Below are 23,553 nucleotides of genomic sequence, written 5' to 3' on the forward strand. Positions count from 1 at the left end.
GGCCGAATGAACCATGCTCGGCGAGGTGACGTTGTCTGTACCCGCCTCGACGGTGGCTCCTACCGCGTTGCCGGGCGGAGGAGGTTTCGACGGACGGGCGTCCTCGCTACGCTCGGTCGACCTGCTCAACCACCGTAAGGGTATCGGTGCCGACGGACGACAGATCACCTACGCCCGATCAACCCGCTCACCCACCGTAGGGGTGCCGGCGTCGACGGCGGCTCCAGTCGCGTTGTCGGGCGGAGGAGGTTTCGACAGACGGGCGTCCTCGCTACGCTCGGTCGACCTGCTCAACCACCGTAAGGGTGCCGGCGTCGAGAACCAGTCGGTCGACCTGCTCAACCACCGCCGGGGCGCCGGCGTCGACGGTGGCCCCTGTCGCGTTGTCGGCCGGAAGAGGTTTCGACAGACGGACGTCCTCGCTACGCTCTGTCGACCCGCTCAACCACCGTAGAGGTGTCGGCATCGACGGGGCGCCCCTGGACGTAGACCTCGGCGATGGCCGGCTCACGCAGACCCATCAGCAAGGTGAACAGCTCCTGATCGCGGGCGAGTTCGGCGTCGTCGGAACGGATTCCGAGGTGTAAGGACTTCGCCAGCGGCGGCCAGCGGTCGGGTTCGATCACCAGGAAGTCGGCTTCCTTGCCGACGTCGAAGTTGCCGAACCGGTCCTCGGCGTCGAGGGCCCGGGCACCGGCGAGGGTGCCGGTGAACAGCAACTCCGCCGGGTGCATGGAGTAGCCGGCCTTCCCCGGCTCGGAGATGTGCACCTTGAACGCATCCGACAGCACCCGCGAGATCAGCCACTCATCGCCTGCACCGCAATCGGTTCCGGCGGCGACGGTCACCCCGGAGGCGACGGTGCGCAGCCAGGGCATGGTGCCCGAACCCAGGAACAGCTGTGAGGTGGGACAGTGTGCGATCGACGTCCCGGTCGCGGCCATCCGGGCGAGTTCGGCGTCGGTGCAGTGCACCGCATGTGCCAGGACGGTGCGCCGCCCGAGCAGGCTCTTGCCGCCGGTCGCCGAGCCGGGCAGGAATTTCCCGTCGTAGGTGTCGAGGTACGAGTCGACCTCGAAAAGTTCTTTCACCGTGTCGATCTCGCCGGTACCGGGACGATTGTTCTCGTTCAGGTGGGTGTGGACGTACACCCCGGAGCCGGCGACCTCGCCGTACAGCTCGCCGAGTTCGGTGAGCGTCTGCGTCGTCACCGACAGCGTGAACCGGGGGACGATCGCGGTGTGCAGCAGGGCACTGCGCTTGCCGCGCTCACCCTTTCCGTGCCAGGTCTCGATCTCCGCGCGGGTCAACGCGATGGCATCGGCCTCCGAGGTGAGCAGCGGCGCAGCCGATTCGGGGCCGACGGTCTGGATACCCCGGCCGCTGACCGTACGGAGACCGGCCTTCAGGCTCTCGGCGAACAGGGCATCCTGGGCATCGGGGAACGCCGACCCGAACACCATCGCCGCGGTGGTGCCGGTCGACACGCGGCGGGCGGTGAAGTCACGGGCCGCCATCTCGGCGAACCCGACATCGGCCAGACGTGCCTCGGCCGGGAAGATGCACGTGTTGAGCCATTCCAGCAGCTGGCCGCCGCCGTAGGCGTCCAGCGAATAGGTCTGCGGGAAATGGATGTGGGCGTCGACGAACCCCGGGATGATGTAGGCCGACCCGTGATCGTGGACGTCACGGCCGGCCGGGTCGGTGAGCCGCGTCGGGAGTTCGGTACGCGGACCGCAGAACTCGATGACGCCGGTCTCGTCGTCGTAGGCCAGCGCACCCTGCGGGATGTCGACGAGCGCGGCGGCCGCCTCGCCGACCGCCGGACGGCCCGCGATGTGGATGATGTGCCCGAGGTGAACATGAGTACTCACCTACGTAACCGAAGCACAACTTCGGCGTTCCGGCTCGCCGGGCGCACGACACCACACCCCGGACGCCGCCGGGCCCCGCTCAGATGGTGTGGCCGTCCCATTCGTGGTCGTGCATGAACCCCTCCGCGAGTCCCACTCGGTACTTCACACAGCTGCGCAGGATTCCCGCGTAGGCGGCCGGCAGCAGCACACCCGGCTTGCGGTCACCGGGCACGCCGATCACGTCGTCGAAGGTCCGCATGTCGTGGAAGTACTGCTTCATGGTGCGGCCCTGGCGGGCGTCGGCCCTCCAGCCGTAGAGCGCCATCCCGATCTTGATCATCCGTTCGACGTCGTCGTCGGGGGTGATCAGCTCGTCGTTGGTACCGAAGAACGCCTGGTCGACGCGGTTGTGCGGCCGGAACATCATGATCCCGCTGGTCGCGCGCGGATTGCACTCGATGGTGTAGAGGCCGTCGTCGGGGTGATCGATGAAGTCGAACCCGACCTGGCCGGTGAAGGACGTGTCCGCCAGGAAGTCGGTGACCCAGTCGAAGATGCCCTGATGGTGGACGTTGGTGAACGACAGACATGAGCTGCCGCCGATGGCGTAACCGACCGGATAGGTGGCGTGGGCGAAGATCTTGCCGTCCCGCACCACCGAATAAGTGCAGTAGCGGTCGCCGTGCAACCACTGCTGCGCCAGCCACGGGTTGTCGTCGTCGAACTCCAGCCAGTCCATCGGATCGCCCGGATACACCTTGTGTACCTTCTGCGATCCGCGTGAATAGACCTGCTTGACCGCGAACGGCCCGTCGAAGTCCAGCCCGGCGATCTCCGCACGCGAGGCGAACTGCGCATACTTCAGCGTCGGCACACCCCGCTCGTCGAGCATCGCCTGGAACTCGAACTTGTTGTGCAGGCGGTTCTCCAGCTCGAAATCGGAGAGGAACAGCTGACATTCCGCCGGGAACAGCCCCTGCATCATCGACAGGATGTCGGTTTCCTCGTGGATCGGGATGACCATGTCGACCGACTCGGCCCGGACGATCCGGGCCAGCTCACGGCAGTACTCCTGGGGCGCGAACTTCGGTGGCGGCACCTTGTGGAACCCGGTGACCGCATTCGACACCCGGGTGATCGCCACCGGGATACTGTCGACCGTGGTCACCCGATGCCCGCCCGCGGCCAGCAGCCGCGCCAGGTTCAGGGAGAGAAACGACCGTCCGAAGGTGATGAGCACATGTTTGCCGGAAGAGGTCACCCCGGTGAGTGTAGTGCTCGGCGGTACCCGGCCACCGCGACGCCGCGCACCGGTCGTCCGCACCGCCGAGCACGCCGCGTCACCCGGAATAGCCGGACGGCAGTCGTTGTTCTTCTTAGCTGATTGTTAGGTTGGGGTTGTCGGTCTCACGGGAGCACCGGCGCCGAACGGGCCGACTGGGGTGGTCCGGGCGGCATGAGGTCTTCGGGAGGCACGGATGCTCTTTCTCATCGGAGTGGTGTCCGCATGTCTTGCCGCGGTCGCATACGGAATGTCGACGGTGCTGCGTGCACTCGGCGCCCGACGGGTGGCGCAGGCCGACCGGGAACGCGGCGTCGACGACACCAATTCCGCCGGTGGCCCCACCCTGACCTCGACGATGTCGACGCTGGTCGACCCGTCGTTCATCCTCGGCACGGTGATGGTGGTGATCGGCTTCGCCGGTGGCGCCATCGCCGCACGGTTCCTGCCGCTGTTCCTGTCGCAGACCATCGTCTCGGCCAACCTCATCGTCACCGCCCTGCTCGGCACGATCATGCTGAACATCGCCCTGCACACCCGCGACTGGGTGGCGATCTGGCTGGTGGTGCTGTCGCTGTGCCTGCTCGGCTTCTCCTCGTCGACCACCACCGGTGAGGGTGAGGAGGCCTCGATCCACTGGGGCCTGTTCCTGACCACGCTGGTCGCGGCCGGACTGGCCCTCGCCGCGGTCTACAAGCTCGGCAAGCACGGGGCCATCGTCGGCGGCGCGATGTCGGGTCTGCTGTTCGGCATCATCGCCATCTCGGTCCGCATCCTCGACGGCGTACATCCCTTCGAGCCGACGACGCTGCTCCTCGACCCCGCCGCCTGGACCATCGCGGTGGCCGGCGCGGTCGGCTTCTTCGTCCAGACCGTGGGCCTGCAGCTCGGCGCGGTCAACGGCGTGACCGCCGCGCTGGTCGTCGGCGAGACCGCCGGCCCCAGCCTGGTGGGCGTGGTCTTCCTCGGCGACACCGCCAAGGCCGGCCTCGGCTGGCTCGCGGTGGTCGGCTTCATCGGCGCATTCGTCGGCGCGGTGCTCGTCGCCTGGTACGGCTCGGGCGATCCCGACCACTTCGGTGAGGCCCCGCCGATGAAGGGTGGCTGGCGGCGCGGACGTGAGGACGACTACGACGACGAAGTGGAGTTCGACGAACTCGAGGCGATCGACGAGACCGCCCCCGACGTGCCACGGATTCCGCCGGTGCCCGACGACGCCGCAGCACTCAACTGCGACCTCACCACCGACCTCGGGTCCGGGCCAGACCTGGATTCCCGGCCAGACCTGGACTCCCGGCCTGCCGATGACCTGCGTCCCGACGACGTGCGGTCCGACGGCACCGACCGCGGACCGGTGCGCAACGGACTCGGTCACCGTCCGTCCGACTGACCGATCCGATCCCGCCGATCCACCCGGTCGGGCCATCGCCGGGACCACCCCGACAGCCGTCGGAACGTCCTCGACAGTGATCTGGCACCGCCTCGAGGGCGGGCGAGCCCGTCCTTGACAGTGGTCTGGCCCACCGACAAGGTGGGGACATGACCTCGACCGCGCCGTCTCGCGCGCGCCTTGCCTATGACACCCTCGAGCCGTTCCACGTCCTGGCGTACTTCAATCGCGGGCTGGGCGCGGCCACCCGGGAGACCGGACTCGACCAGTTCGCCTTCTACACCGGCACGCGCGGCGCGCCGCTCGGGGACTGCTCGTCGGCGGTGGTCGCCGCCGCATTCGTGAACTTCAATCCCGACCCGCTGCGCGCGAGTTGGGACAGCGCCCGCGCCGTCGGCCTGGAACGGCTGTCGGAGGTCCGCTACCGGATGCTCGACGAGCAGTACCACGAGATCCTCGGCGATGCCGCCGACCATCCGTATCTCACCGAGGCCGCCGACCGCATCCTCACCGCGGCGGCAGGCCTGCCGACGTCGGGACGTCCGCTCGGGGCGGCCTGGCTCGCCGCCGAACCTCCCCGCGAACCCGCCGTCCGCCTCTGGCATGCGCTGGCCGTCGCACGAGAATGGCGCGGCGACAACCACATCGCCGCACTGGTCGTCGAGGGCATCAACGGGATCGATGCGTGCACCTTCCACGAGGCGCAGCTCCCCGACCCGACGGTTCGACGCCGCGTCCTCGGCCGCGACATGACGCTGCTGACCCGGCAGTGGTCCGAGCAGCAATGGGAGGACAGCGTCGACCGCCTCGTCGACCGGGGTCTGGCCGAACGCACCGACACCGGGCACCGGCTCACCGCCGAGGGTGCGGCCCGTTACGACGACATCGAGGCGACCACCGACGCCCTGACCGAACCCCTGTGGACGACAACCGGTCTCGACGACGTGGTGGAACAGCTCCGGCCGTACGTCAAGACCCTGATCGACGCCGGGGTGCTGCCCGGTACACGCCGCAAGAGCTGACCCGGGCCGGTCCCCCGACCCGGATGACCCGGACGACCCGACGTGCGGATCGCCGCGAGATCACCTGTCCCGCAGGATGAGTGCGGCGATCCCGTCACGGTCGGTGACGTCGAGTTTGGCGCATGCACGATAGATGTGGCCCTCGACGGTGCGCACCGACACGGTCAGACGTTCGGCGATCTGCTTGTTGCTCAGGCCCGATGCCACCAGGTTGGCGATCTCGCGTTCCCGTGAGGTGAGCGGCAGCGGCTGCGCCGCCTCCAGCAGCGCCGGGGTGCGCAGCCCACCGCAGGCCGCAGCCAGCCGGTTGGCCATCGACGACGACGCGACCGTCGCCGACCGTTTACCCGCGGCGTCGTGGATGGTGCTGGCCTGGGCGGCGATGTCGGCCGCCGACAGCTTGAACCCGAGTTCCTCGAGTTCGGCTGCGCAGACGTCGAGTTCGACGCCGTCACCGTCGGCCAGCGCGGCCGCGTGCCGGGCATAGATCCCGGCGAGCGGGCCGTCGATCACCTCGGCGAGTTCGGCCAGCCGCGGCGCCCCGGTGGTGTCGCCGAAGCGCGCCGCGGAGTGCAAGGCCTCCGCCTCGATCGCGAGCTGACCGGTCTCGGCAGCGGCCCGGGCGGCGACGTGGGAGAGTTCGATCCCCTTGGACACCACTCCGGCGGCGGCCGCCTGCCAGGCCTCGGCGATCCCGAGCATCGGGTCGAACACCGCCACATGGCGTCCGCCGCGGGCGCGGGCCCGGTCGAGGATGGCCTCGGCCCGGTCCGGCTCACCCAACGCGCTGAGTGCCTGTGCGAGAAAGACATAGGCCGGATGGTTCCAGGACGCCGAGTACTCCTCGCCGTCCAGGGTGGCCAGGGTCTGCTCGATCCGCCGGACCACCGCCGCACAGTCGCCGCGCGCCAGCTCGATGGTCGAGACCAGCACCCCCGACATCGCCCAGCTCAGATACTGCGCGGTGTTGGCGAAGGCGACGTAGCGTTGCACGGCCGCGTCGGCGTCGTCGAGTCGCCCGGTGAGGGTCAGGCCGAGGACCTCGCCGATCCCGGCCGGGTAGCGCAGCAGACCGTCGGTGAAGCGCTCCGCCTTGCGGGCACGGTCGGCCATCGGCCCCAGCTCGGAGCCGCGCCCGGCGACCGCACGCGAGAGCATCCCGCCGAACACACCCCATTCGACCGCCCACGGCAGCGCCGTCTTCTCGGCGAGTACCGAATCGGCCATCGAGATGGCGTCCCCGATCCGGTTCTCGAAAAGTGCACAGGCCGAGGCGATCCCGTCGACGATGAGCATGAGATTCTGATCGTCGACGCCGGTGCGGACCTCGTCGAGGATCTTGGCGGCACGTTCGGCGTCGTTCATCACCCAGAACATGTTGCCGACGCGCTGCAGCCCGATCCGCAGGGTCAGGGCCGCATCGAGTCCGGTGACGTCGATGTCGGTGAGGATCTCCTCGGCCTGATCGGGGTGTCCCTGCCACATCAGTGCGCGCGAGAGCAGTTCGGCCTCGGCGGGTCCGCCGCCCTCCTCGAGTGCGGCCCGCGCGAACCGCTCCCCCATCGGGGTCTGCGCCAGGTTCAGCGCATCGTCGGCCGCCGACGACAACAGGCTCAGATCCACCGCCGACGCATCGCTCTCCAGCGCCAGCTCGGCCAGCCTGATCCGGTCGAGGGGGGTGTCGAGGCTGCGGGACTTCAACGCACGCACCAGATTCCCGCGGAGCCGACGCGAGGAGGCGAAGCCCAGGCGGCGTCGGATCACCTCGCCGAACAGGGGATGCTGGAAGCCGACGTTGAGATCACGTCCGGCACGTTCGATCCGTACCAGCCCGTCGATCTCGGCGTGCTCGATGGCCTCCTCACCGGCGAGTTCGGCCAGGACGTCGAGATTCAGGGGTTCGCACAGACTCACGTACTTCAGCGAGGTCAGCACCGACTCGTCGAGTTGCTCGATCCGGCCCTCCAGCAGGGAGGCCAGCTCGGAGGTGATGGCTGCGCGGCCGCGCAGCTGCCACACCCCGTTGACCTGCCGCAGGGTGTTGGCCTGCCGCGCTCCCTCCACCAGATGACGCAGGAACAGCGCGTTGCCGCCGGATGCGGCCCACATGCGGTCGGCCGAATGCTCCTCGAGCTGCCCGCCGAGTACCGACTCGACCAGTTCGACGCTCTGTTCCTTGGTGAACGGCGACAGCGTGATCCGCAGGAGGTGGTTGTCCTTCCACAGCGACGTCACCGCATCGGGGACGGTCTCCCCGCTGCGCACCGTGGCGACGATGTGCACCGCCCGGTCGATCGCCAGCTGGTGCAGCAGCGTCGCCGACAGTTCGTCGAGCAGATGGGCGTCGTCGACACCGATCACGACGTTGCCACCGGACAGCAGTGACTCCCGGGCGGCGGCCAGGTAGGTGACCGGATCACTCGACGTCGCCGGCCCCACCAGATGCGCGAACACACCCAGGGGGATCGACCGTGCCGATTCCGTTCCGGCGACCCACCGCACGCCGCCTTCGATTCCCGCCGTGACGTGACGGGCCAAGGTGGTCTTACCCACCCCGGAATCCCCCGTCAGCACCACGCCACATACCGAGGCCTCCCCCCGCAGTGCCGCGGAGATCGCCCGGTACTCCTTCTCGCGCTCGACCAGAGGCCAGTTCGCCGGCATGCGGAGAATTTTAGTCGGTTGATCAGGAGTTCGATACGTCGTGTCCCCGCGCCGACGGACACCGGTTGCCGATCAGGCTGTACACCGGCTGTGCGTCGGCTGTGGATCTATGCGTCGCGTCGGTCGGTGACGACCACACCGATCACGAAGATGACGATCGCCCAGATCGCGAAGTAGATCAGCGAGACCGTCGGTCCCCAGTGGTAGTCCGAACCTTCCACACCCGACAGGAACCGGGTCCCGTTGCCGAACGGCAGCAACGGCGCCGCCCAGTCGCTGACCTTGGGGACCGCACTCAGGATGGTCTCGATCACGAGCATCCACACCAGCACCAGCGAGATGGCGCCGGCGGTCTGCCGGATCAGTGCGCCCACGCCGATCGAGAGCAGCACGCACAGCGCGGCGTACACCGGGATGCCCCAGATCTGCCGGATCACCCCCGAACTGCCCAGGTCGACGCCGGTGATCCCGGCCTTGAGCACGAGCACACAGATCACCGTGAGGATCAGCATGACGAGGAATGTCAGGCCCACGTAGACGACCGCCTTGGCGACCAGCGCGACCGGCCGCTTGGGGACGGCCAGGAACGTCGACCGGATGGTGCCGAACCGGTGTTCGCTGGTGATGCCGAGGATCGCCATGATCATCAGCACGATGACGGCGAACTGGTGCAGCCCGATCAGTGCGACGAACATCGACTCGCCGTCGACCGGCGTGCCGTCGGTGTTGTCGGCGAGACCGGCGAACAGTCCGGTGACACCCAGCGACAGGATCACCGCGAGTCCCACACACCAGTAGGGAGATCGGATCGTGGTGAGTTTGATCTGCTCGGCCCGCAGTGCGCCGATCATCGGGGACCTCCGTCGAACGGTGCGGACGGCGTCTGAGGTGACCCGGCCTGCGGGGGCTGCTGGGGTATCGGGTGAGGTATCGACGCGGACGGCGGGGGGCCGGCGAAGGGCGGGCCGGCAACAGGCGGTCCGGCGAGCGGGGTGGCAGAGTGCGGCGGGGCGGCGACGGGCGGTCCGGCGTACGGAGTGGCGGTGGTCCCGCCCTGGTACTGCACCGACCCGGCGGTGATCGCCATGAACGCCTCCTCGAGCGAGGCGGTGTGGGCGGCCAGCTCGTGAAGACGGATACCGGCGTCCCCGGCGACGTCGCCGACACGGTCGGTGGTCACGTCGTCGATCGCGACGACCGGACGGCCCTGCGCGTCGGCTTCCGGGCGGGGCGCCAGCCCGGCGGTGACCAGCGCGTCGTGCAGACGTTGCGGTTCCGGCGTGCGGACCCGGACCGTGGTCCGCGCCGATGCGGTGAACTCGCCCACCGAGCAGCTCGTGATCAGCCGGCCCTGCCCGATGACGACGAGGTGGTCGGCGGTCAGCGACATCTCGGTGAGCAGATGACTCGACACCAGCACGGTGCGGCCCTCCCGGGCCAGCTGCCGCATGAAGTTGCGAATCCAGACGATGCCCTCGGGATCGAGCCCGTTGACCGGCTCGTCGAACATCAGGGTGTGCGGGTCGCCGAGCATCGCCCCGGCCAGCCCGAGGCGCTGTGACATGCCGAGTGAGAACCCGCCCGCCCGCTTCTTGGCCACCGAGGTCAGGCCCACCATCTCGAGGACCTCGTCGACGCGGCCCACCGGGAGGCCGTTGCTCACCGCGAGCCACCGCAGATGCGAGCGTGCACTGCGGTTGGGGTGGACCCACCGTGCGTCGAGCAGGGCACCCACCTGCCGCAACGGGTTCTCCAGCTCGGCATAGGGGTGACCGTCGATGGTCGCGCGGCCCGACGTCGGACGGTCGAGTCCGAGCATCATGCGCATGGTGGTGGACTTCCCGGCCCCGTTCGGACCGAGGAATCCGGTGACCCGGCCCGGTTCCACGTCGAACGAGAGATCGTCGACGGCGCGGACGCTTCCGTAGTCCTTGGTGAGGTTCTCGACCTTCAGCACACGGCCGACATTACACACCCGGTGACGAGGCCTGAGCCCAGAAACGCTTGGGAATCCGCCCCGCCCCCGCGGCCAGCCGGCCCGCCGTCACCGCGTGCGCCATCGCCTGCGCCATCCGTTCCGGATTCTCCGCACGGGTCACCGCCGTCGCCAAAAGCACGGCATCGCAACCCAACTCCATCGCCAGGGCGGCATCGCTGGCCGTTCCGATGCCGGCGTCGAGGATGATCGGCACCTGTGCGGCGGCCACGATCATCTCGATGTTGTGCGGGTTGCGGATTCCGAGGCCGGTGCCGATCGGCGAACCGAGCGGCATCACCGCGGCCACACCGAGATCGGCGAGCCGGCGGGCCAGGATCGGGTCGTCGTTGGTGTAGGCCAGCACCACGAACCCGTCGTCGACGAGGCGCCGGGCACCGTCGAGCAGTTCCACCGGATCCGGTAGCAGGGTCTTCTCGTCGGCGACCACCTCGAGTTTGACCCAGTCGGTCTCGAGTGCCTCCCGCGCGAGTTGTGCGGTGAGGACCGCCTCGGCCGTCGTGTGGCTGCCGGCGGTGTTGGGCAGCGGCGCGATATCCAGGCGCCGCAACAGATCCAGCACTCCGGTTGTCGACGAACCACTCACCCGGCGCATCGCCACCGTGGTCAGTGCGGTCCCGGAGGCCACCAGGGCACGTTCGAGGACGTCGAGGTTGGCCGCGCCACCGGTACCCATGATCAGCCGGGAGGCGATCTCGCGGCCGGCGATCGAGAAGACGTCGGGGTCCGTCGCGGTCACCGGGCTAGCCACCTTGCACCGCCGTGACCACCTCGACCTCGGCCCCCTCGGACAGTGCGGTGTCCCAGTGCCGTCGCGGCAGCACCGCACCGTCGACGGCGACCGCGATCCCGGTGTCCGGCAGGCCCAGTGCGGCGAGCAGGGTGCGAACGGTGCCGCCGGCGTCGAGCTCGGCGGCATCTCCGTTGACGGTGATGGTCATCCTATCCCTCCGGTGGTGATCGTCTGTTCGAAAATGTTTGCGGTGCAGGGCTTCTCGTCGCCCGGTTCGGCGAGGAGTGCGGCGAAGGCGTCGGCGGTGTAGGGCGCCAGCATGATCCCGTTGCGGCCGTGACCGCACGCCAGCAGCACCCGCTCGTCGAGACGGCCGATGATCGGCAGGCCGTCGGGCGAACAGGGCCGGAATCCCACGCCGACCTCGGCGAGGGTGTACTCGCGCAATCCGGGATAGACCTCGATGGCGTCGGCGAGCAGGTCGGCGACCCCGGCGGCCCGGGCACCGGCGGCACCGCTGCGCCATTCGTGCGCGTCCCCCTCGTATTGTGTTGCGCCGACGACGATCCCGTCGGATCGGGGCACCAGGTAGACCGTGCGGCCATCGACCCGCGCGCGGATCACATGCAGGGGCGGGGGCACGGTCCAGCGGTCGGCCCGCAGCCGCAGCACCTCCCCCTTGTCCAGGTGAACCGGGGCATCGGGCCAGAGGTCGGCGATCCCGGCACCGGCGGCGAGCAGGATCTGATCCGGGCGATGGCCGTCGAGCTCGGCGAGGTCGGCGATGCGACCCGATTCGATCCGCCCACCGGCGGCGATCAGGGCCGCACGCAGTGCGGCCAGCAGGCGGCGGTTGTCGACGGCCCCCTCCCCGCGGGCGAGATAGCCACCGCGCAAACGGGATCCGATCGCCGGCTCGCGCTCTCGGATCACCGTGGCGTCGACCGGGGTGAGCCGATCGGTGCTGCGCGGACGCCGCGACCAGACGAAATCGGCGAGTTGAGCGAGGTATCCGGCGTCGGCGGCGGTGGCCGCGACGAACAGCGAGTCGTGTGCGGCGACCACATCCGGGTCGCCGAGCCGGACGATCAGGTCCGGCCAGCGTGCGACGGAACGTTCGGACAGCTCGAGCAGGGCGTCCTCGCCGGGATGACCCTCACCGAGCGAACCGAGCATCCCGCCGGCCACCCAGGCGGCCCGCAGATGTTCTCCGGCGTCGACGACGGTGACCTGCCAGCCCTCGTCGGCGGCACGGAGTGCGCAGGTCAGGCCGATGACACCGCCGCCGACCACGACGAGATGGCGGGGTGTGCGCGATGTTTCGCTGGACGACATGGGTCGGTCGCATCCTTCCTTCGCCGGCATGATCCGGATCAGGTGTGACGGTCAGCGGGGGCGTCCCGCACTCTCAGCCCGGCGAACCCCGGACTCCCGTGTTGTCGTACCCAGCATAACCTTTCGGTCATGGCCACCGATCACCCGTCCGCCTCCGCCCGTCCCGACATCCGAACTCGCCTCGCCGGGGCCCGGCTGTACCTGTGCACCGATGCCCGCCGCGACCGTGGCGACCTGATGGAGTTCGTCGACGCCGCACTCGCCGGTGGCGTGGACATCATCCAGTTGCGCGACAAGGGATCTGCGGGAGAGAAGCAGTTCGGCACCCTGGAGGCCCGCGCCGAGCTGGACCTGCTCGCACAGTTGCGCCGGCTCGCCGACGCGCACGGTGCGCTGCTCGCGGTGAACGACCGCGCCGACATCGCCGCGCTCGCCGGAGCCGACGTCCTGCACCTCGGGCAGGGCGACCTGACGCCGGCGCGGGCACGCGAGGTGGTCGGCGATGCGATGATCGTCGGCGTGTCGACCCACGACCCCGATCAGGCCCGGAGCGCCGACGCCGACCCGGCGGTGGACTACTTCTGCGTCGGGCCGTGCTGGCCGACGCCGACCAAACCCGACCGCGTCGCCCCCGGCCTCGGCCTGGTCCGCGAGGTGGCGGCGAGTGCACCGTCGACCCCGTGGTTCGCGATCGGCGGCATCGACGAGCAGCGGCTGCCGGAGGTCGTCGAGGCGGGCGCGTCCCGGATCGTGGTGGTGCGGGCACTGACCGCCGCCGGCGACCCCGCCGCCGCGGCCACCCGTCTGCGTGCGGGCACCGGTCGGCCCTGATCCCCCACACCTGTCCTGATCCCCCGCCGGTCCGGATCTCACCCGGACGGCGGTTGCCGGACCCGCAGGTCGAGGTCTATGATGGTCCGATCATGCGTATCCACAACGTGCTCGTATCCCGCCGCAGCGGGGCCTGACTTCGACCGGCCCCCCGCTGCGGGGTCGTTGCACGTTCTCGTCGGTCACCTTTTCTTCGACCGAAACGAGTTTTCCCGATGCGCAGCCTTCACTTCTCCGAGTCATCGTGTTCGTGTAGCGAGCGTGACGCCGGAGTCCACGACGAGCTCCTGGCTCGGTTCGGCGCTCCGCTCCCCCGAGGCATTCGCGAGGAGGCACACGGAATGACCTGGCAAGAATTCGACGATTCCTTCGGCGGCACGGGTGCGATCCGGTTGGGGTCGTGGTCGCTGAACCCGGCCCCGGCCGACATGATCGAGTGTCGCGCCACCATCGCCTACGCCGACCGGATCATGTCGATGTCGGCGACGGCGACCGGACCGGTCGGCGCGATGACGTCGATCCTGCACGAGATGGGCGCACCCGTCCAGGTCGTCTCGGTGCATCAGCGCCAGACCGACGACGGCATCACCGCGTTCATGCTGTGCGAGCACAACCACCGGCAGTGCTGGGTCTACGGTGACGGCGCGACCGCCGACGAGGCGAACGTCAACGCCCTCGTCGCCGGCGCCAACCGGTTGCTCGAGCCCGACGCCTGAGGTGCCCCGGCCCACCCCGGACACCATCTGCCGTCACAGGCGGATCGCATCCGACAAGGCCTCGGTGATCCGGGCGAGACGATCGGCGGCGGCGGCACGCGGCACCTCGTCGTCGCACCGGAACACCACCTCGAGGTAGCACTTGAGTTTCGGTTCGGTACCCGACGGCCGGATGATCACCCGGTCGTCGGCGGCCGTCCGGAACATCAGGCCGTCGGTGGGCGGCAGATCCGGTGACCCGACCGACAGGTCGACCGATTCGATCACCGCCGATCCGGCGAGCACGGTGAGCGGCCGCGCCCGCAGCCGCGTCATCGCATCACGGATCCGGGACAGGTCGTCGACGCGGATGCTCAGTTGCGCCGTCGCGTGCAGCCCGTGCTGCCGGGCGAGCTCGTCGAGGCGGCCCCCGAGTGTCACGCCGCGGCCGGCGAGTTCCTCGACCAGCGTCACCACACGGACCGCGGCACCGATCCCGTCCTTGTCGCGAACCGCCTGCGGATCGGTGCAGTACCCGATCGCCTCCTCGTACCCGAACCGCAGGTCCGGTGCGCGGGCGATCCATTTGAACCCGGTCAGGGTGGTCACCCCGCGCAGCCCGTGGGCCTGCGCGATCCGCCCGAGCAGCCGGCTCGACACGATCGAGCACGCCAGGGTGGTGCCCGGACGGGAGTCGTCGCGGGCGGCCTGATCGCCGAGCAGGGCGCCGAGTTCGTCGCCGGTGAGCTGCCGCCACGTCCGGTCGGCCTGCGGGATCGCCACCGAGCAGCGGTCGGCGTCCGGATCGAGGGCGATCACCACATCGGCGTCGACATCGGCGGCCAGTGCCAGCGCCAGGTCGAGGGCGCCGGGCTCCTCCGGATTGGGGAACGCGACGGTCGGGAAGTCCGGGTCGGGGTCGGCCTGGGCGGCGACGACGTGCACGTCGGTGATCCGTGCGGCGTCGAGCACCCGCAGGGCGGTGGCGCCGCCGACCCCGTGCATCGCGGTCAGCACCACACGCACCCGGCTGGGTTCGGGGTCGCGTCGATGTGACGCCATCCGGCTCACATAGGCCTCGACCACCTCGTCGGCGACCGGTTCGACGTGCTCGGTGCTGCGGGGTACGGCATCGGCCGGCGGGGCGTCGGCGATCCGTGCCGCGATCTGGGCGTCGGCGGGCGGCACGATCTGCACCCCGCGGCCGTCCGGGTCGGCGGCACGGCCACCGAGATAGACCTTGTAGCCGTTGTCGGCGGGCGGATTGTGCGACGCGGTGATCATGACCCCGGCGTCGGCGTCGAGGGCTCGCACCGCGTAGGCGGTGACCGGGGTGGGCAGTCGGGCCGGCAATGCGAGTGCGCGCAGCCCCGCCCCCGACAACACCTCGAGGGCGACGTCGCGGAAGGCCGACGACCCGTGGCGGGCGTCGCAGCCGACCACCACGCGGGCATCGGCTCCCACGGTGTCGAGCAGATGGCGGGCCACACCGGCGGTCGCCCGGGTCACCACCGCGACGTTCATCCGCGACTGACCTGCGCCGACCGGTCCGCGCAGGCCCGCGGTACCGAACTCGAGGGGACCGGCGAAGCGGTCGGCCAGTGCGGCGAGCGCACCGGGCCGGCTGCGGTCGGCGTCGGCGATCAGTCCGGCGAGCTCGTCGCGGGTGGTCGGGTCCGGATCGTGACCGAGCCAGTCGCGAGCGCGATCGGTGAGGGTCATCCGGGCAGGTCGAGTGCGTCCATCCGGCTGCGCAGGCCGGGCCAGGCCTCACCGAACGCCGGATGCAACGGGAGATCACCCACCTCGGACTCACCCACCCAGCGCAGCTCGGCGGATTCGCCGTTCGCCACGGTCCGGACCGGTTCGGACGCCTCGGCGATCACCGTGGTGTACGCCCACCCCGAGGTGGCCTGGTGGGTGACCACCGCGGCGACCACCCGGATGTCGTCGGCCTCGATACCGGCCTCTTCCTGGGCTTCGCGGAGGGCCGTGTCGACCGCGCTCTCGTGCGAATCGCGGGCACCACCGGGCAATCCCCAGGTACCGCCCTGATGTGACCATGCCGCACGATGCTGCAGCAGGATCAGCGTCGCGCCGTCCGGGGCCGCCGCACGCAGCAACAGACCCGCCGCGCCGTGCACCCCCCAGTATCGCGATCCATCCGGATCGATGACCCAACCGTCTCCGTCGCCACGCACCGCGCCTCCTGACACCCAGCCGTCCCGGCCTCGCCCCTACCGTATGTGAGGGTGGCCACGCGGGCCAGGGATGATTCCGACACGTCCTCGCCGAATCGCCCGGTTCCGCGTGCCTGGCGCACCTGGGCGGGCCGATCGTCTTAGGCTGGGAAACAGATCGACGGCCGGAGACGATGGACCGAGTAGGACCGCGGCACATCGCGACGCCGGATGACGTGGACGCCACCCGGCGCGCGAACGACCGCGAGCGGTCGGAAGGGATAGTGGTGACCGGCGACGCATCCCCTGTGCGCACGGTGCTCACCCGTGCCGGGCGGTCGCTGCGATCAGATCTCGCGGCCCCGCCCATCCGGGAGGTCCTCGCCGACCGCCGGGAGCAGGTCGCCTTCGGCCGTGAGCCCGGCCGCTCCCCGCTCACCATGCTGCGGCACTACGCCGGGACCACCCCGGGAAAACTCATCATGATCGTCGCGGCCTTGTCGACGGCGATGCTGATCACCGGCTGGTACGGCTCGACGGTGCTGGAGAACCGGACCGCCACCCTGCGGACCATCGTCGACCGGGCCGAACCCCTCGCCGAGGCGTCCCAGGTGCTCTACAGTTCGCTGTCGATCGCCGACGCCGCGGCCAACTCCGCATTCATCTCCGGGGGACTCGAATCCCCCGAACTGCGTACCCGCTACTCCGACTCCCTGGCGACCGCGTCGGCCGCGCTGATGCGGGCGGCCGGCACCTCCGGTGTCCCCGGCACCGACCCGGACGCCGACACCCGAGCGGTCACCGCCGACCTGACCACCCTGGCCACCACGATCCCCGTCTACAGCGGGCTGATCGAGACCGCCCGCACCAACAACCGCCTCGGCAACCCGGTCGGCAGTTCCTATCTGACGCAGGCGTCGGCGCTGATGCAGAGCCAGATCCTGCCGGCCGCGCAACGACTCTACGAGCGGCGCTACGCGGCCATCGCCGACCCCCAGCAGGCCCTGACCATCCCGCCGTACGGGGTGTATGCGGGACTGTTGTTCGTCGCCCTGGCCCTGATCGGGACGTCGCGGTATCTCGCCAGACGCACCCGACGTCGCTTCAACATCGGGGTGGTGCTGGCGCTGGTCGCGATCATCGGCGGGCTGGTGTGGCTGCTGGCGTCCGGTCTGATGTCGGTGGCGGCCACGTCGTCGGCGAAATCCGACGGCGTCGATCCGCTCCGACAACTCACCGAGGCGCGCATCCTCACCCAGCAGGCGCGGTCGGCCGAGACCCTCGCCCTGATCCGACGCGGCGACCAGACCGACCTGGAACGCACCTTCGCCACCTCCACCCAGCAGATCACCTCGATCCTCGACGACCTGCAGTCGCAGACCTCCGCGGGCTCCGACGGGCCACTGACCACCCGGCAGATCGACTCGGTCTCCTCGGCCCTGGATCAGTGGCGGACCTCCGACGAGAAGACCCGCAGCGCCATGGACACCGGCGACTTCGCGACCGCCCGCACCCTCACCGTCGGCTCCCAGCCGTCGAGTACCGCGAGCAGCTATGCCGCCGTCGACTCCGCCCTCGTCGACGCCATCACCACCACCCGCACCGGTTTCCGCGACGACATCAACACCGCGCAACGCGTGCTCGGCTTCACCGGCACCGGTGTGCTGCTGCTGACCATCTTCGCGACCGCCGCCCTGGTGCTCGGCCTCATCCCGAGGGTCCGGGAGTACCGATGACGGCCGCACGGGAAGCAGGGCGTCGTCGTGGACCGGCGGCGACCCGGCCCGTGCTCTGGATGATCGTGGTGCTGGTCGCGATGCTGACGATGACCGGTTGCGTCCGGTTCACCGCGCCCGAGTCGCCGCCGCCGAGCGCCACCGCGGTGATGCCGTCACCGCAGGGTGCCGACACCAACGTGCCCCGGGAGACCACCCCCAGCGCCGACTCGTGCGATGCGACGGTCAGCCTGCGGCCACCGGCCCAGATGCCCGAACCCGGCCACATGCCCGCCGGTTCGACGATGGCCGCGATCCAGCGGCGCGGCCGGCTGATCGTGGGCACCGACATCGGCTCCAATCCGTTCAGCTTCCGCGACCCCATCACCGGTGACATCCAGGGATTCGACGTCGACATCGCCCGGGAGATCTCCGACGCCATCTTCGGCGACCCCGACCGGATCGAGTACCGGGTGCTGACCTCGGCCGAACGCAGCGAGGCACTGGAGACCGGTGACGTCGACATCGTCGTCAAGACCATGTCCATCACCTGCGACCGGCTTCGATCGGTGAGCTTCTCGTCTCCGTACTACATTGCGTCGCAGCGGATTCTGGTGCCGCGTAATTCCGGCATCGACGAGATCGACGGCCTGGCGGGCAAGCGTGTGTGCGCCGCCCGCGGCTCGACGTCGATCGGGCGGATCCAGGCCGAACAGCCCAAGGCGACCATGGTCACCACGACGACCTGGGCCGACTGCCTGGTGATGCTGCAGCAGGGACAGGCCGATGCGGTGTCCACCGACGACGCGATCCTCGCGGGCCTGGCCGCACAGGACCCGTGGGTGGAGATGATCGGCCCGGGACTCGGCGCCGAGTACTACGGCGTGGGTATCCCGAAGGGCCATGACGACATGGTCAGATTCGTCAACGGGGTCCTGGCCCAGACCCGCACCGACGGTCGATGGTATGAGATCTACAACCGGTGGCTGGCCAACCTGGGTCCGGGATACGGCCCGCCACAAGCTGTCTACCGGGATTGAGAACGATGGTGCGCCGACACGAACCGACCGACGTCACGCCTGCGGGTGTCGACGGCGACGACGCCACCCGCCGGGATGTGGGCACCGAGCGCGGCGAGAGCGTGGATCAGGATCCCGAGGTGGGTACGCAGCGGGCGAATCCGGCGGACCTCGACCTCACCCTCGGCACCCAGCGGACCGACCCCGCCGATCTCGACCTCACCCTCGGGACGCAACGCGCCGACCCCGCAGACCTGGACGTCGACCTCGGGACCCAGCGTTCGGATCCCACCGATCAGCTCGGGACCCAGGCCACCCCCGCCACCGCGTCGACCGACCCCGTCGTCCGGTCACGTCCACTCATCCCCACCGAGGCCCTCGCCTCGGTGGGGCAGACCCGTCGCCTCGTCCCCAGCCGGACGTCGGCCGTCCACGACCGCAGGCTCGGCAGCGGGCTCGTCGAACTGCCCAAGATCACCGACATCGAACCGGCCGACGCCGTCCTCGACGTCCCGGTGATCGCCGAACGCAAACGTAACTGCTGGCGCTGCGGACGCCCGGTGGGACGCGAATCCGGTTCCGACACCGGCGATCTCACCGGCACCTGCCCGCACTGCGGGGCTCGCTACTCCTTTGTCCCGGGACTGGCGCCGGGCACGCTGGTCGCCGGCCAGTACGAGATCGCCGGTGCCATCGCCCACGGCGGACTCGGCTGGATCTATCTGGCCATCGACCGCAACGTGTCGGACCGGCCGGTGGTACTCAAGGGCCTGCTGAACTCGTCGGATTCCGAAGCGCAGCAGGTCGCCCTGGCCGAACGGCAGTTCCTGGCGTCGGTGAACCATCCCGGCATCGTGAAGATCTACAACTTCGTCGAACACATCACCGCCGACGAACAGACCTTCGGCTACATCGTGATGGAGTACATCGGCGGCCAGACGCTCAAACAGATCACCGCCGACGGGCCGTCGCGACTGATGCCGATCGAACAGGCGATGGCCTACATGCTCGAGGTGCTGCCCGCCGTCGGATACCTGCATTCGGTGGGTCTGGTCTACAACGACGTCAAACCGGAGAACATCATGGTCTCCAGCGACGAGGTCAAGCTGATCGACCTGGGTGCGGTGTCGGCGATCAACGGGTACGGACATCTGTACGGCACACCGGGTTTCCAGGCCCCGGAGATCGTCCACACCGGGCCGCAGGTGGTCACCGACATCTACAGCATCGGCCGGACCCTGGCCGTGCTGACCGTCGACATGCCGATGTCCAAGGGCCGCTACGTCGACGGTCTCCCCGACCCCGACACCACCCCCGTCTTCGCCGACAATCCGTCGTATTACCTTCTGCTCCAACGTGCGACGGCACCCGATCCGGCCGACCGGTTCGCCTCGGCCGAGGAGATGACCACCCAGCTGCTCAACGTGCTGCGGGAGACCGTCGCCGTGCACACCGGCGTACCCCGCCCGTCGCTGTCGACGGTGTTCACCCCGCAGCGTTCGACCTTCGGTACCGATCTGATGCTGGCCCCGGTGGACGGATTCTTCGACCCGCAGGAGGGGTCGTTCCACGACCCGGTGGACATCGCCCGGGCATTGCCGGTACCGCTGGTCAATCCCAACGATCCGGCTGCGGGACTGCTGAACTCGGCGGCGCTCTCGGACCCGCGTCAGACCCTGGACTCCATCTCGGCGGTGCGCGCCGAGGGATTCGCCTCCCTGCTCGGACGGCGATCCACCAGCGCGCATCCGTCCCTGGAGATCGACCTGGCCGAGGCCCGCGCGCATCTCGAGCTCGACGACGTCGACACCGCCCTGGAGATCCTCCGGAATGTGTCCGCCCAGCACGGTGATTCATGGCGGGTGCAGTGGTACATGGGGATGTGTGCGCTGATGAACGCCGAACCCGAACTGGCATATCAACGATTCACCGACGTACTGCAGGCCATGCCGGGTGAGGTGGCCCCGAAGCTCGCCACCGCGGGCACCGCCGAACTGATCGGCCGCTGGCTGTCGGCCGAACACGGCGGCCGGGACGGCTCCTACGGCACGGTCGGCAAGGTCGCGGAGCTGTATGACGTTGCCACCCACCACTATCACGACCTGTGGCTGACCGACCACGCGATCGTGACCGCCGCCTTCGGGCTGGCCCGGCTCGCCGTGGCCCGCGGGGATTTCGACGCGGCGATCAGGCCGCTCGACGAGGTCCCGCCGACCAGCCGCCACTACAACACCGCACGCGCCACCGCCGTGCTCACCCTGGTCCACGGCCGGGACCCGAGGGATGTGGAGAAGCGTCAGATCGTCGAGGCCGCCAAGCGTCTGGAGGTCATGCCCGACACCGAACCCCGCAAGGCGCGACTGCAGCTGATCGTCCTGGGCACCGCACTGGGCTGGATTCTGGCGCACCCCGATCACACCGGCGGCCCGGACCGGCTCCTGGAGGTGCCGTTCACCGAGCGGGGACTGCGCGCGGGTACCGAGCGATGCCTGCGGGCCCTGGCCCGCCAGACCCGCAGCAACCGGGATCACCGGTTCCTGCTGGTCGACCTGGCGAACTATGTGCGACCGGACAGCCTGTTCTGATCCGCCGGTCCGGCAGACCTATCCGGGATGGGCCAGGGATGCGGTGCCGGCGCGCCGATCGCCGGTGTCCTCCGCACCGAAGACGTGGTCGGTGGGAGCGAAGTGCGACATCATCTTTCGGTAGGTCGAGGTGAACGTCGGCCACATCACCGAGTTGCGGCCGGTGGCGTCGATGTACCAGCTCCCGCAGCCACCGGTGTTCCAGACCGTATGCGCCAGTTGGGTGTCGAGGTGGGCGTTGTAGGCGTCGTGGGCACTGCGGGTCACCTCGACGGTCTGCGCCCGGCGCGCCTCGAGATGCGCCAGCACGGCACCGATGTAGTAGGCCTGCGACTCCAGCATCAGCAGGATGGAACTGTGCCCGAGATTCGTGTTGGGGCCGTACAGCAGGAAGAGATTGGGGAAGTCCGGGACCGACACCCCGCGGTAGGCGCTGGGCGAGCCGTTCCACACCTGCGCGAGATGGCGGCCGTCGCGGCCGGTGATCACGCGGGCCAGCGGCGGACTGGTCGGCTCGAATCCGGTGGCGAAGATGACGGTGTCGACGTCGAACTCGGTGCCGTCGGCGCTGACCGCGCCGGTGGCGGTGAGTCGTTGCAGCGCACCGGTGACGGTGGTCGACCGATGATCGAGCGCCGGATACCACTTGTTGCTGATCAGGATTCGTTTGCAGCCCATGGTGAAGTGCGGGGTGAGCCGGCGACGCAGGGCGGGGTCGGAGATCTGCCGGGCACGGTGCCGGTTGGCGATGTGCGAGAACGCCCGGAGCACCGCCGGCTGGTGGGCCATCCCCACCACGTGGAACTCGTGGGTGAACCAGTTCAACATCCGAACCGCTCGGTGTGCCTTGGGGAATCGGCTGTAGATCGCCCGTTCCAGCGGGCCGATCTTGCGGTCCAGACGGGGGATCACCCACGACGGCGTGCGCTGGAAGGAGACCAGGGACTCGACCTTGTCGACGATCTCGGGCACCACCTGGACGGCCGACGCACCACTGCCGACCACGGCGACCTTGCGGCCGGCGAGATCCCGCGAATGGTCCCAGGCCGCGGTGTGGAAGACCGCGCCGGTGAACTCGTCGAGACCCGGGATGTCGGGGATGACCGGTTCCGACAGGGCACCGGGGGCGGTGATCAGGAATCGGGCCCGGATGGTGCCGTGAGCGGTGTCCACCACCCAGCGATGGGCGGCGTCATCCCATGCCGCCGCGAGCATCTCGCAGTCGTAGCGGATGACGTCGGCGTAGTCGGCGGCGACCTTGGTGGCGTATTGCCTGATCTCCCACTGCCGTCCGAAGGTGTGCGACCAGTTCGGGTTGTCGGCGAAGGACAGCGAGTAGAGGGCGGTGGGGACATCGCATGCCGCACCGGGATAGGTGTTGGCCAGCCACACGCCACCGGCCTCGGCGGCACGTTCGACCGCCAGCACCGACAGGCCCGGATGGTCGGTGCGCAACCGGTACAGGGCGGCCAGCCCACCGAATCCGGCGCCGACGACGAGCACGTCGATCTCGGCGGGCAGCCCGTCGACGGCGATTCCGGCGGGTGTGGCCGGTGCGGTGCCGGGGGTTGCGGGTGTGGTCGTCATCGACGTCGTCCCTCCGTCCAGGTGGTGAAGATGTGCTCGCAGAACTGCCGATCCGTGGCGGGATCACGGAGTAGTCGTGAGATCGCCAGGCCGCGTGCGAGTTCGGCGGCCACCTCGAGCTCGGCACTGGTGTACCGGTCGCCGAACAGGGCGGCACCGGTGTCCATCAGTTCGTCGGCGATCCGGCGTTCGAGCGGGATGATCGCCGTCCTGAGTGCGGCGTCGGTGCGGGCGGCCACCCACAGTTCGAGCGCGGCATAGAACAGCGGGCCGTCGAAGACCTCGATCAGGATGTTCAGATCCTCGTGACCGGTGCGGGGCCGGGACAGGATCTCGGTCTTACGACGGTCGACGAGATGTGCGACGGCGGCCACGACCAGTGCCTCCCGGGTGGGGAACTGATGTAGCAGTGCGCCGCGGGACACTCCCGCACGCCGGTTGACCTCCTGCGTCGTGGTGCCGGCATAGCCGAGCTCGATGAGGGCGTCGACCGTCGCATCCAGGACCTTTTCCCTGGTCAGGGCCGATCGTTGGGCCTGGGTCCGGCCGGTTGTCGAGGTCGGCGGGGTCTCGGTGTCGAGCATGACTGTGATGGTAACCATACTTTCACAAACAGTCCAGACTGCTTGCAAATCTCGTCGGTGATGCCCCGCCCGGTGACGA

The 23,553-nt window shown here is 69.4% G+C and carries 19 protein-coding genes; 7 read left to right on the forward strand and 12 right to left on the reverse strand.

The window, feature by feature from the left end; all coding sequences use genetic code 11:
* Window positions 1-422 precede the first annotated feature (422 nt).
* Together GD1_RS13140 and GD1_RS13145 are read right to left on the reverse strand one after the other, a co-directional pair.
* Window positions 423-1,874: an amidohydrolase family protein gene (locus tag GD1_RS13140; RefSeq protein WP_059037418.1), complete on the reverse strand. Its 1,452-nt coding sequence runs from the start codon at window positions 1,872-1,874 to the stop codon at window positions 423-425.
* A 79-nt stretch (window positions 1,875-1,953) separates the two neighbouring features.
* On the reverse strand, window positions 1,954-3,117 hold the full coding sequence (locus tag GD1_RS13145; protein ID WP_059037419.1) for an ATP-grasp domain-containing protein: 1,164 nt from the start codon (window positions 3,115-3,117) through the stop codon (window positions 1,954-1,956).
* Window positions 3,118-3,334: 217 nt separating this feature from the next.
* Between GD1_RS13145 and GD1_RS13150 the strand changes: the two genes are divergently transcribed.
* Together GD1_RS13150 and GD1_RS13155 are read left to right on the forward strand one after the other, a co-directional pair.
* Window positions 3,335-4,528 carry a DMT family transporter gene (locus GD1_RS13150; RefSeq protein ID WP_083534158.1) on the forward strand — a complete coding sequence of 398 codons (1,194 nt, stop codon included), beginning with the start codon at window positions 3,335-3,337 and terminating at the stop codon, window positions 4,526-4,528.
* Window positions 4,529-4,677: 149 nt separating this feature from the next.
* Window positions 4,678-5,550 (forward strand): SCO6745 family protein, encoded by an 873-nt coding sequence (locus GD1_RS13155; RefSeq protein ID WP_059037421.1) that lies wholly within the window; start codon window positions 4,678-4,680, stop codon window positions 5,548-5,550.
* Window positions 5,551-5,610: 60 nt separating this feature from the next.
* Here GD1_RS13155 and GD1_RS13160 read toward each other — a convergent pair whose 3' ends face one another.
* The 6 genes from GD1_RS13160 to GD1_RS13185 form a co-directional block, all read right to left on the reverse strand.
* On the reverse strand, window positions 5,611-8,214 hold the full coding sequence (locus GD1_RS13160) for a helix-turn-helix transcriptional regulator (RefSeq protein WP_059037423.1): 2,604 nt from the start codon (window positions 8,212-8,214) through the stop codon (window positions 5,611-5,613).
* Window positions 8,215-8,321: 107 nt separating this feature from the next.
* The gene (locus GD1_RS13165) at window positions 8,322-9,065 is read right to left on the reverse strand and encodes a DUF2705 family protein (RefSeq protein ID WP_059037425.1); all 744 of its coding nucleotides are present in this window, start codon (window positions 9,063-9,065) and stop codon (window positions 8,322-8,324) included.
* Complete coding sequence (locus GD1_RS13170) at window positions 9,062-10,171, reverse strand: ABC transporter ATP-binding protein (RefSeq protein ID WP_083534160.1); 1,110 nt, start codon at window positions 10,169-10,171, stop codon at window positions 9,062-9,064. The genes GD1_RS13165 and GD1_RS13170 overlap by 4 nt, the downstream gene beginning before the upstream one ends.
* A 10-nt stretch (window positions 10,172-10,181) precedes the next feature.
* Entirely contained in the window at window positions 10,182-10,949 is a 768-nt protein-coding gene (locus tag GD1_RS13175) for a thiazole synthase (RefSeq protein WP_280513267.1), read from the reverse strand.
* Window positions 10,950-10,953: 4 nt separating this feature from the next.
* A complete protein-coding gene (thiS, locus tag GD1_RS13180; protein WP_053776243.1) occupies window positions 10,954-11,151 on the reverse strand; it encodes a sulfur carrier protein ThiS in 198 nt (65 codons plus the stop codon).
* Window positions 11,148-12,278 carry an FAD-dependent oxidoreductase gene (locus tag GD1_RS13185; protein WP_083534162.1) on the reverse strand — a complete coding sequence of 377 codons (1,131 nt, stop codon included), beginning with the start codon at window positions 12,276-12,278 and terminating at the stop codon, window positions 11,148-11,150. The genes thiS and GD1_RS13185 overlap by 4 nt, the downstream gene beginning before the upstream one ends.
* 129 nt (window positions 12,279-12,407) lie before the next feature.
* Between GD1_RS13185 and thiE the strand changes: the two genes are divergently transcribed.
* Together thiE and GD1_RS13195 are read left to right on the forward strand one after the other, a co-directional pair.
* Window positions 12,408-13,109 carry a thiamine phosphate synthase gene (gene thiE, locus GD1_RS13190; RefSeq protein WP_059037431.1) on the forward strand — a complete coding sequence of 234 codons (702 nt, stop codon included), beginning with the start codon at window positions 12,408-12,410 and terminating at the stop codon, window positions 13,107-13,109.
* Window positions 13,110-13,450: 341 nt separating this feature from the next.
* On the forward strand, window positions 13,451-13,825 hold the full coding sequence (locus GD1_RS13195) for a hypothetical protein (RefSeq protein ID WP_053776258.1): 375 nt from the start codon (window positions 13,451-13,453) through the stop codon (window positions 13,823-13,825).
* Between the two features lie 33 nt (window positions 13,826-13,858).
* On the opposite strand, the gene GD1_RS13200 is transcribed toward GD1_RS13195, so the two are convergent.
* Together GD1_RS13200 and GD1_RS13205 are read right to left on the reverse strand one after the other, a co-directional pair.
* Window positions 13,859-15,526 (reverse strand): phospho-sugar mutase, encoded by a 1,668-nt coding sequence (locus GD1_RS13200; RefSeq protein ID WP_059037432.1) that lies wholly within the window; start codon window positions 15,524-15,526, stop codon window positions 13,859-13,861.
* Window positions 15,523-16,005 carry an NUDIX domain-containing protein gene (locus GD1_RS13205; RefSeq protein WP_020790107.1) on the reverse strand — a complete coding sequence of 161 codons (483 nt, stop codon included), beginning with the start codon at window positions 16,003-16,005 and terminating at the stop codon, window positions 15,523-15,525. The genes GD1_RS13200 and GD1_RS13205 overlap by 4 nt, the downstream gene beginning before the upstream one ends.
* A gap of 266 nt (window positions 16,006-16,271) precedes the next feature.
* Here GD1_RS13205 and GD1_RS13210 point away from each other — a divergent pair, with 266 nt between their 5' ends.
* The 3 genes from GD1_RS13210 to GD1_RS13220 are packed head-to-tail and all read left to right on the forward strand — an operon-like array spanning window position 16,272 to window position 21,303.
* Window positions 16,272-17,720, forward strand: a complete 1,449-nt coding sequence (locus GD1_RS13210) for a GlnX family signal transduction membrane protein (protein WP_053776257.1) — start codon at window positions 16,272-16,274, stop codon at window positions 17,718-17,720.
* Window positions 17,717-18,739: a glutamate ABC transporter substrate-binding protein gene (locus GD1_RS13215; protein ID WP_083534163.1), complete on the forward strand. Its 1,023-nt coding sequence runs from the start codon at window positions 17,717-17,719 to the stop codon at window positions 18,737-18,739. The genes GD1_RS13210 and GD1_RS13215 overlap by 4 nt, the downstream gene beginning before the upstream one ends.
* Before the next feature lie 5 nt (window positions 18,740-18,744).
* Window positions 18,745-21,303 carry a serine/threonine-protein kinase PknG gene (locus tag GD1_RS13220; protein ID WP_083534164.1) on the forward strand — a complete coding sequence of 853 codons (2,559 nt, stop codon included), beginning with the start codon at window positions 18,745-18,747 and terminating at the stop codon, window positions 21,301-21,303.
* Window positions 21,304-21,321: 18 nt separating this feature from the next.
* On the opposite strand, the gene GD1_RS13225 is transcribed toward GD1_RS13220, so the two are convergent.
* Together GD1_RS13225 and GD1_RS13230 are read right to left on the reverse strand one after the other, a co-directional pair.
* Window positions 21,322-22,890 carry a flavin-containing monooxygenase gene (locus GD1_RS13225; protein ID WP_083534166.1) on the reverse strand — a complete coding sequence of 523 codons (1,569 nt, stop codon included), beginning with the start codon at window positions 22,888-22,890 and terminating at the stop codon, window positions 21,322-21,324.
* Window positions 22,887-23,474, reverse strand: a complete 588-nt coding sequence (locus GD1_RS13230) for a TetR/AcrR family transcriptional regulator (protein WP_020790108.1) — start codon at window positions 23,472-23,474, stop codon at window positions 22,887-22,889. The genes GD1_RS13225 and GD1_RS13230 overlap by 4 nt, the downstream gene beginning before the upstream one ends.
* Window positions 23,475-23,553: the final 79 nt, after the last annotated feature.

The sequence above is a fragment of the Gordonia desulfuricans NBRC 100010 genome (assembly GCF_001485495.1).
In the GTDB taxonomy this organism is placed as follows: domain Bacteria; phylum Actinomycetota; class Actinomycetes; order Mycobacteriales; family Mycobacteriaceae; genus Gordonia; species Gordonia desulfuricans.

Coding starts and splice junctions, on each gene's coding strand:
- GD1_RS13160 (WP_059037423.1), bottom strand. CDS start 8,214: ATGCCGGCGAACTGGCCTCTGGTCGAGCGCGAGAAGGAGTACCGGGCG.
- GD1_RS13200 (WP_059037432.1), bottom strand. CDS start 15,526: ATGACCCTCACCGATCGCGCTCGCGACTGGCTCGGTCACGATCCGGAC.
- GD1_RS13215 (WP_083534163.1), top strand. CDS start 17,717: ATGACGGCCGCACGGGAAGCAGGGCGTCGTCGTGGACCGGCGGCGACC.
- GD1_RS13220 (WP_083534164.1), top strand. CDS start 18,745: ATGGTGCGCCGACACGAACCGACCGACGTCACGCCTGCGGGTGTCGAC.
- GD1_RS13165 (WP_059037425.1), bottom strand. CDS start 9,065: ATGATCGGCGCACTGCGGGCCGAGCAGATCAAACTCACCACGATCCGA.
- GD1_RS13155 (WP_059037421.1), top strand. CDS start 4,678: ATGACCTCGACCGCGCCGTCTCGCGCGCGCCTTGCCTATGACACCCTC.
- GD1_RS13150 (WP_083534158.1), top strand. CDS start 3,335: ATGCTCTTTCTCATCGGAGTGGTGTCCGCATGTCTTGCCGCGGTCGCA.
- GD1_RS13195 (WP_053776258.1), top strand. CDS start 13,451: ATGACCTGGCAAGAATTCGACGATTCCTTCGGCGGCACGGGTGCGATC.
- thiS (WP_053776243.1), bottom strand. CDS start 11,151: ATGACCATCACCGTCAACGGAGATGCCGCCGAGCTCGACGCCGGCGGC.
- GD1_RS13185 (WP_083534162.1), bottom strand. CDS start 12,278: ATGTCGTCCAGCGAAACATCGCGCACACCCCGCCATCTCGTCGTGGTC.
- thiE (WP_059037431.1), top strand. CDS start 12,408: ATGGCCACCGATCACCCGTCCGCCTCCGCCCGTCCCGACATCCGAACT.
- GD1_RS13230 (WP_020790108.1), bottom strand. CDS start 23,474: ATGCTCGACACCGAGACCCCGCCGACCTCGACAACCGGCCGGACCCAG.
- GD1_RS13225 (WP_083534166.1), bottom strand. CDS start 22,890: ATGACGACCACACCCGCAACCCCCGGCACCGCACCGGCCACACCCGCC.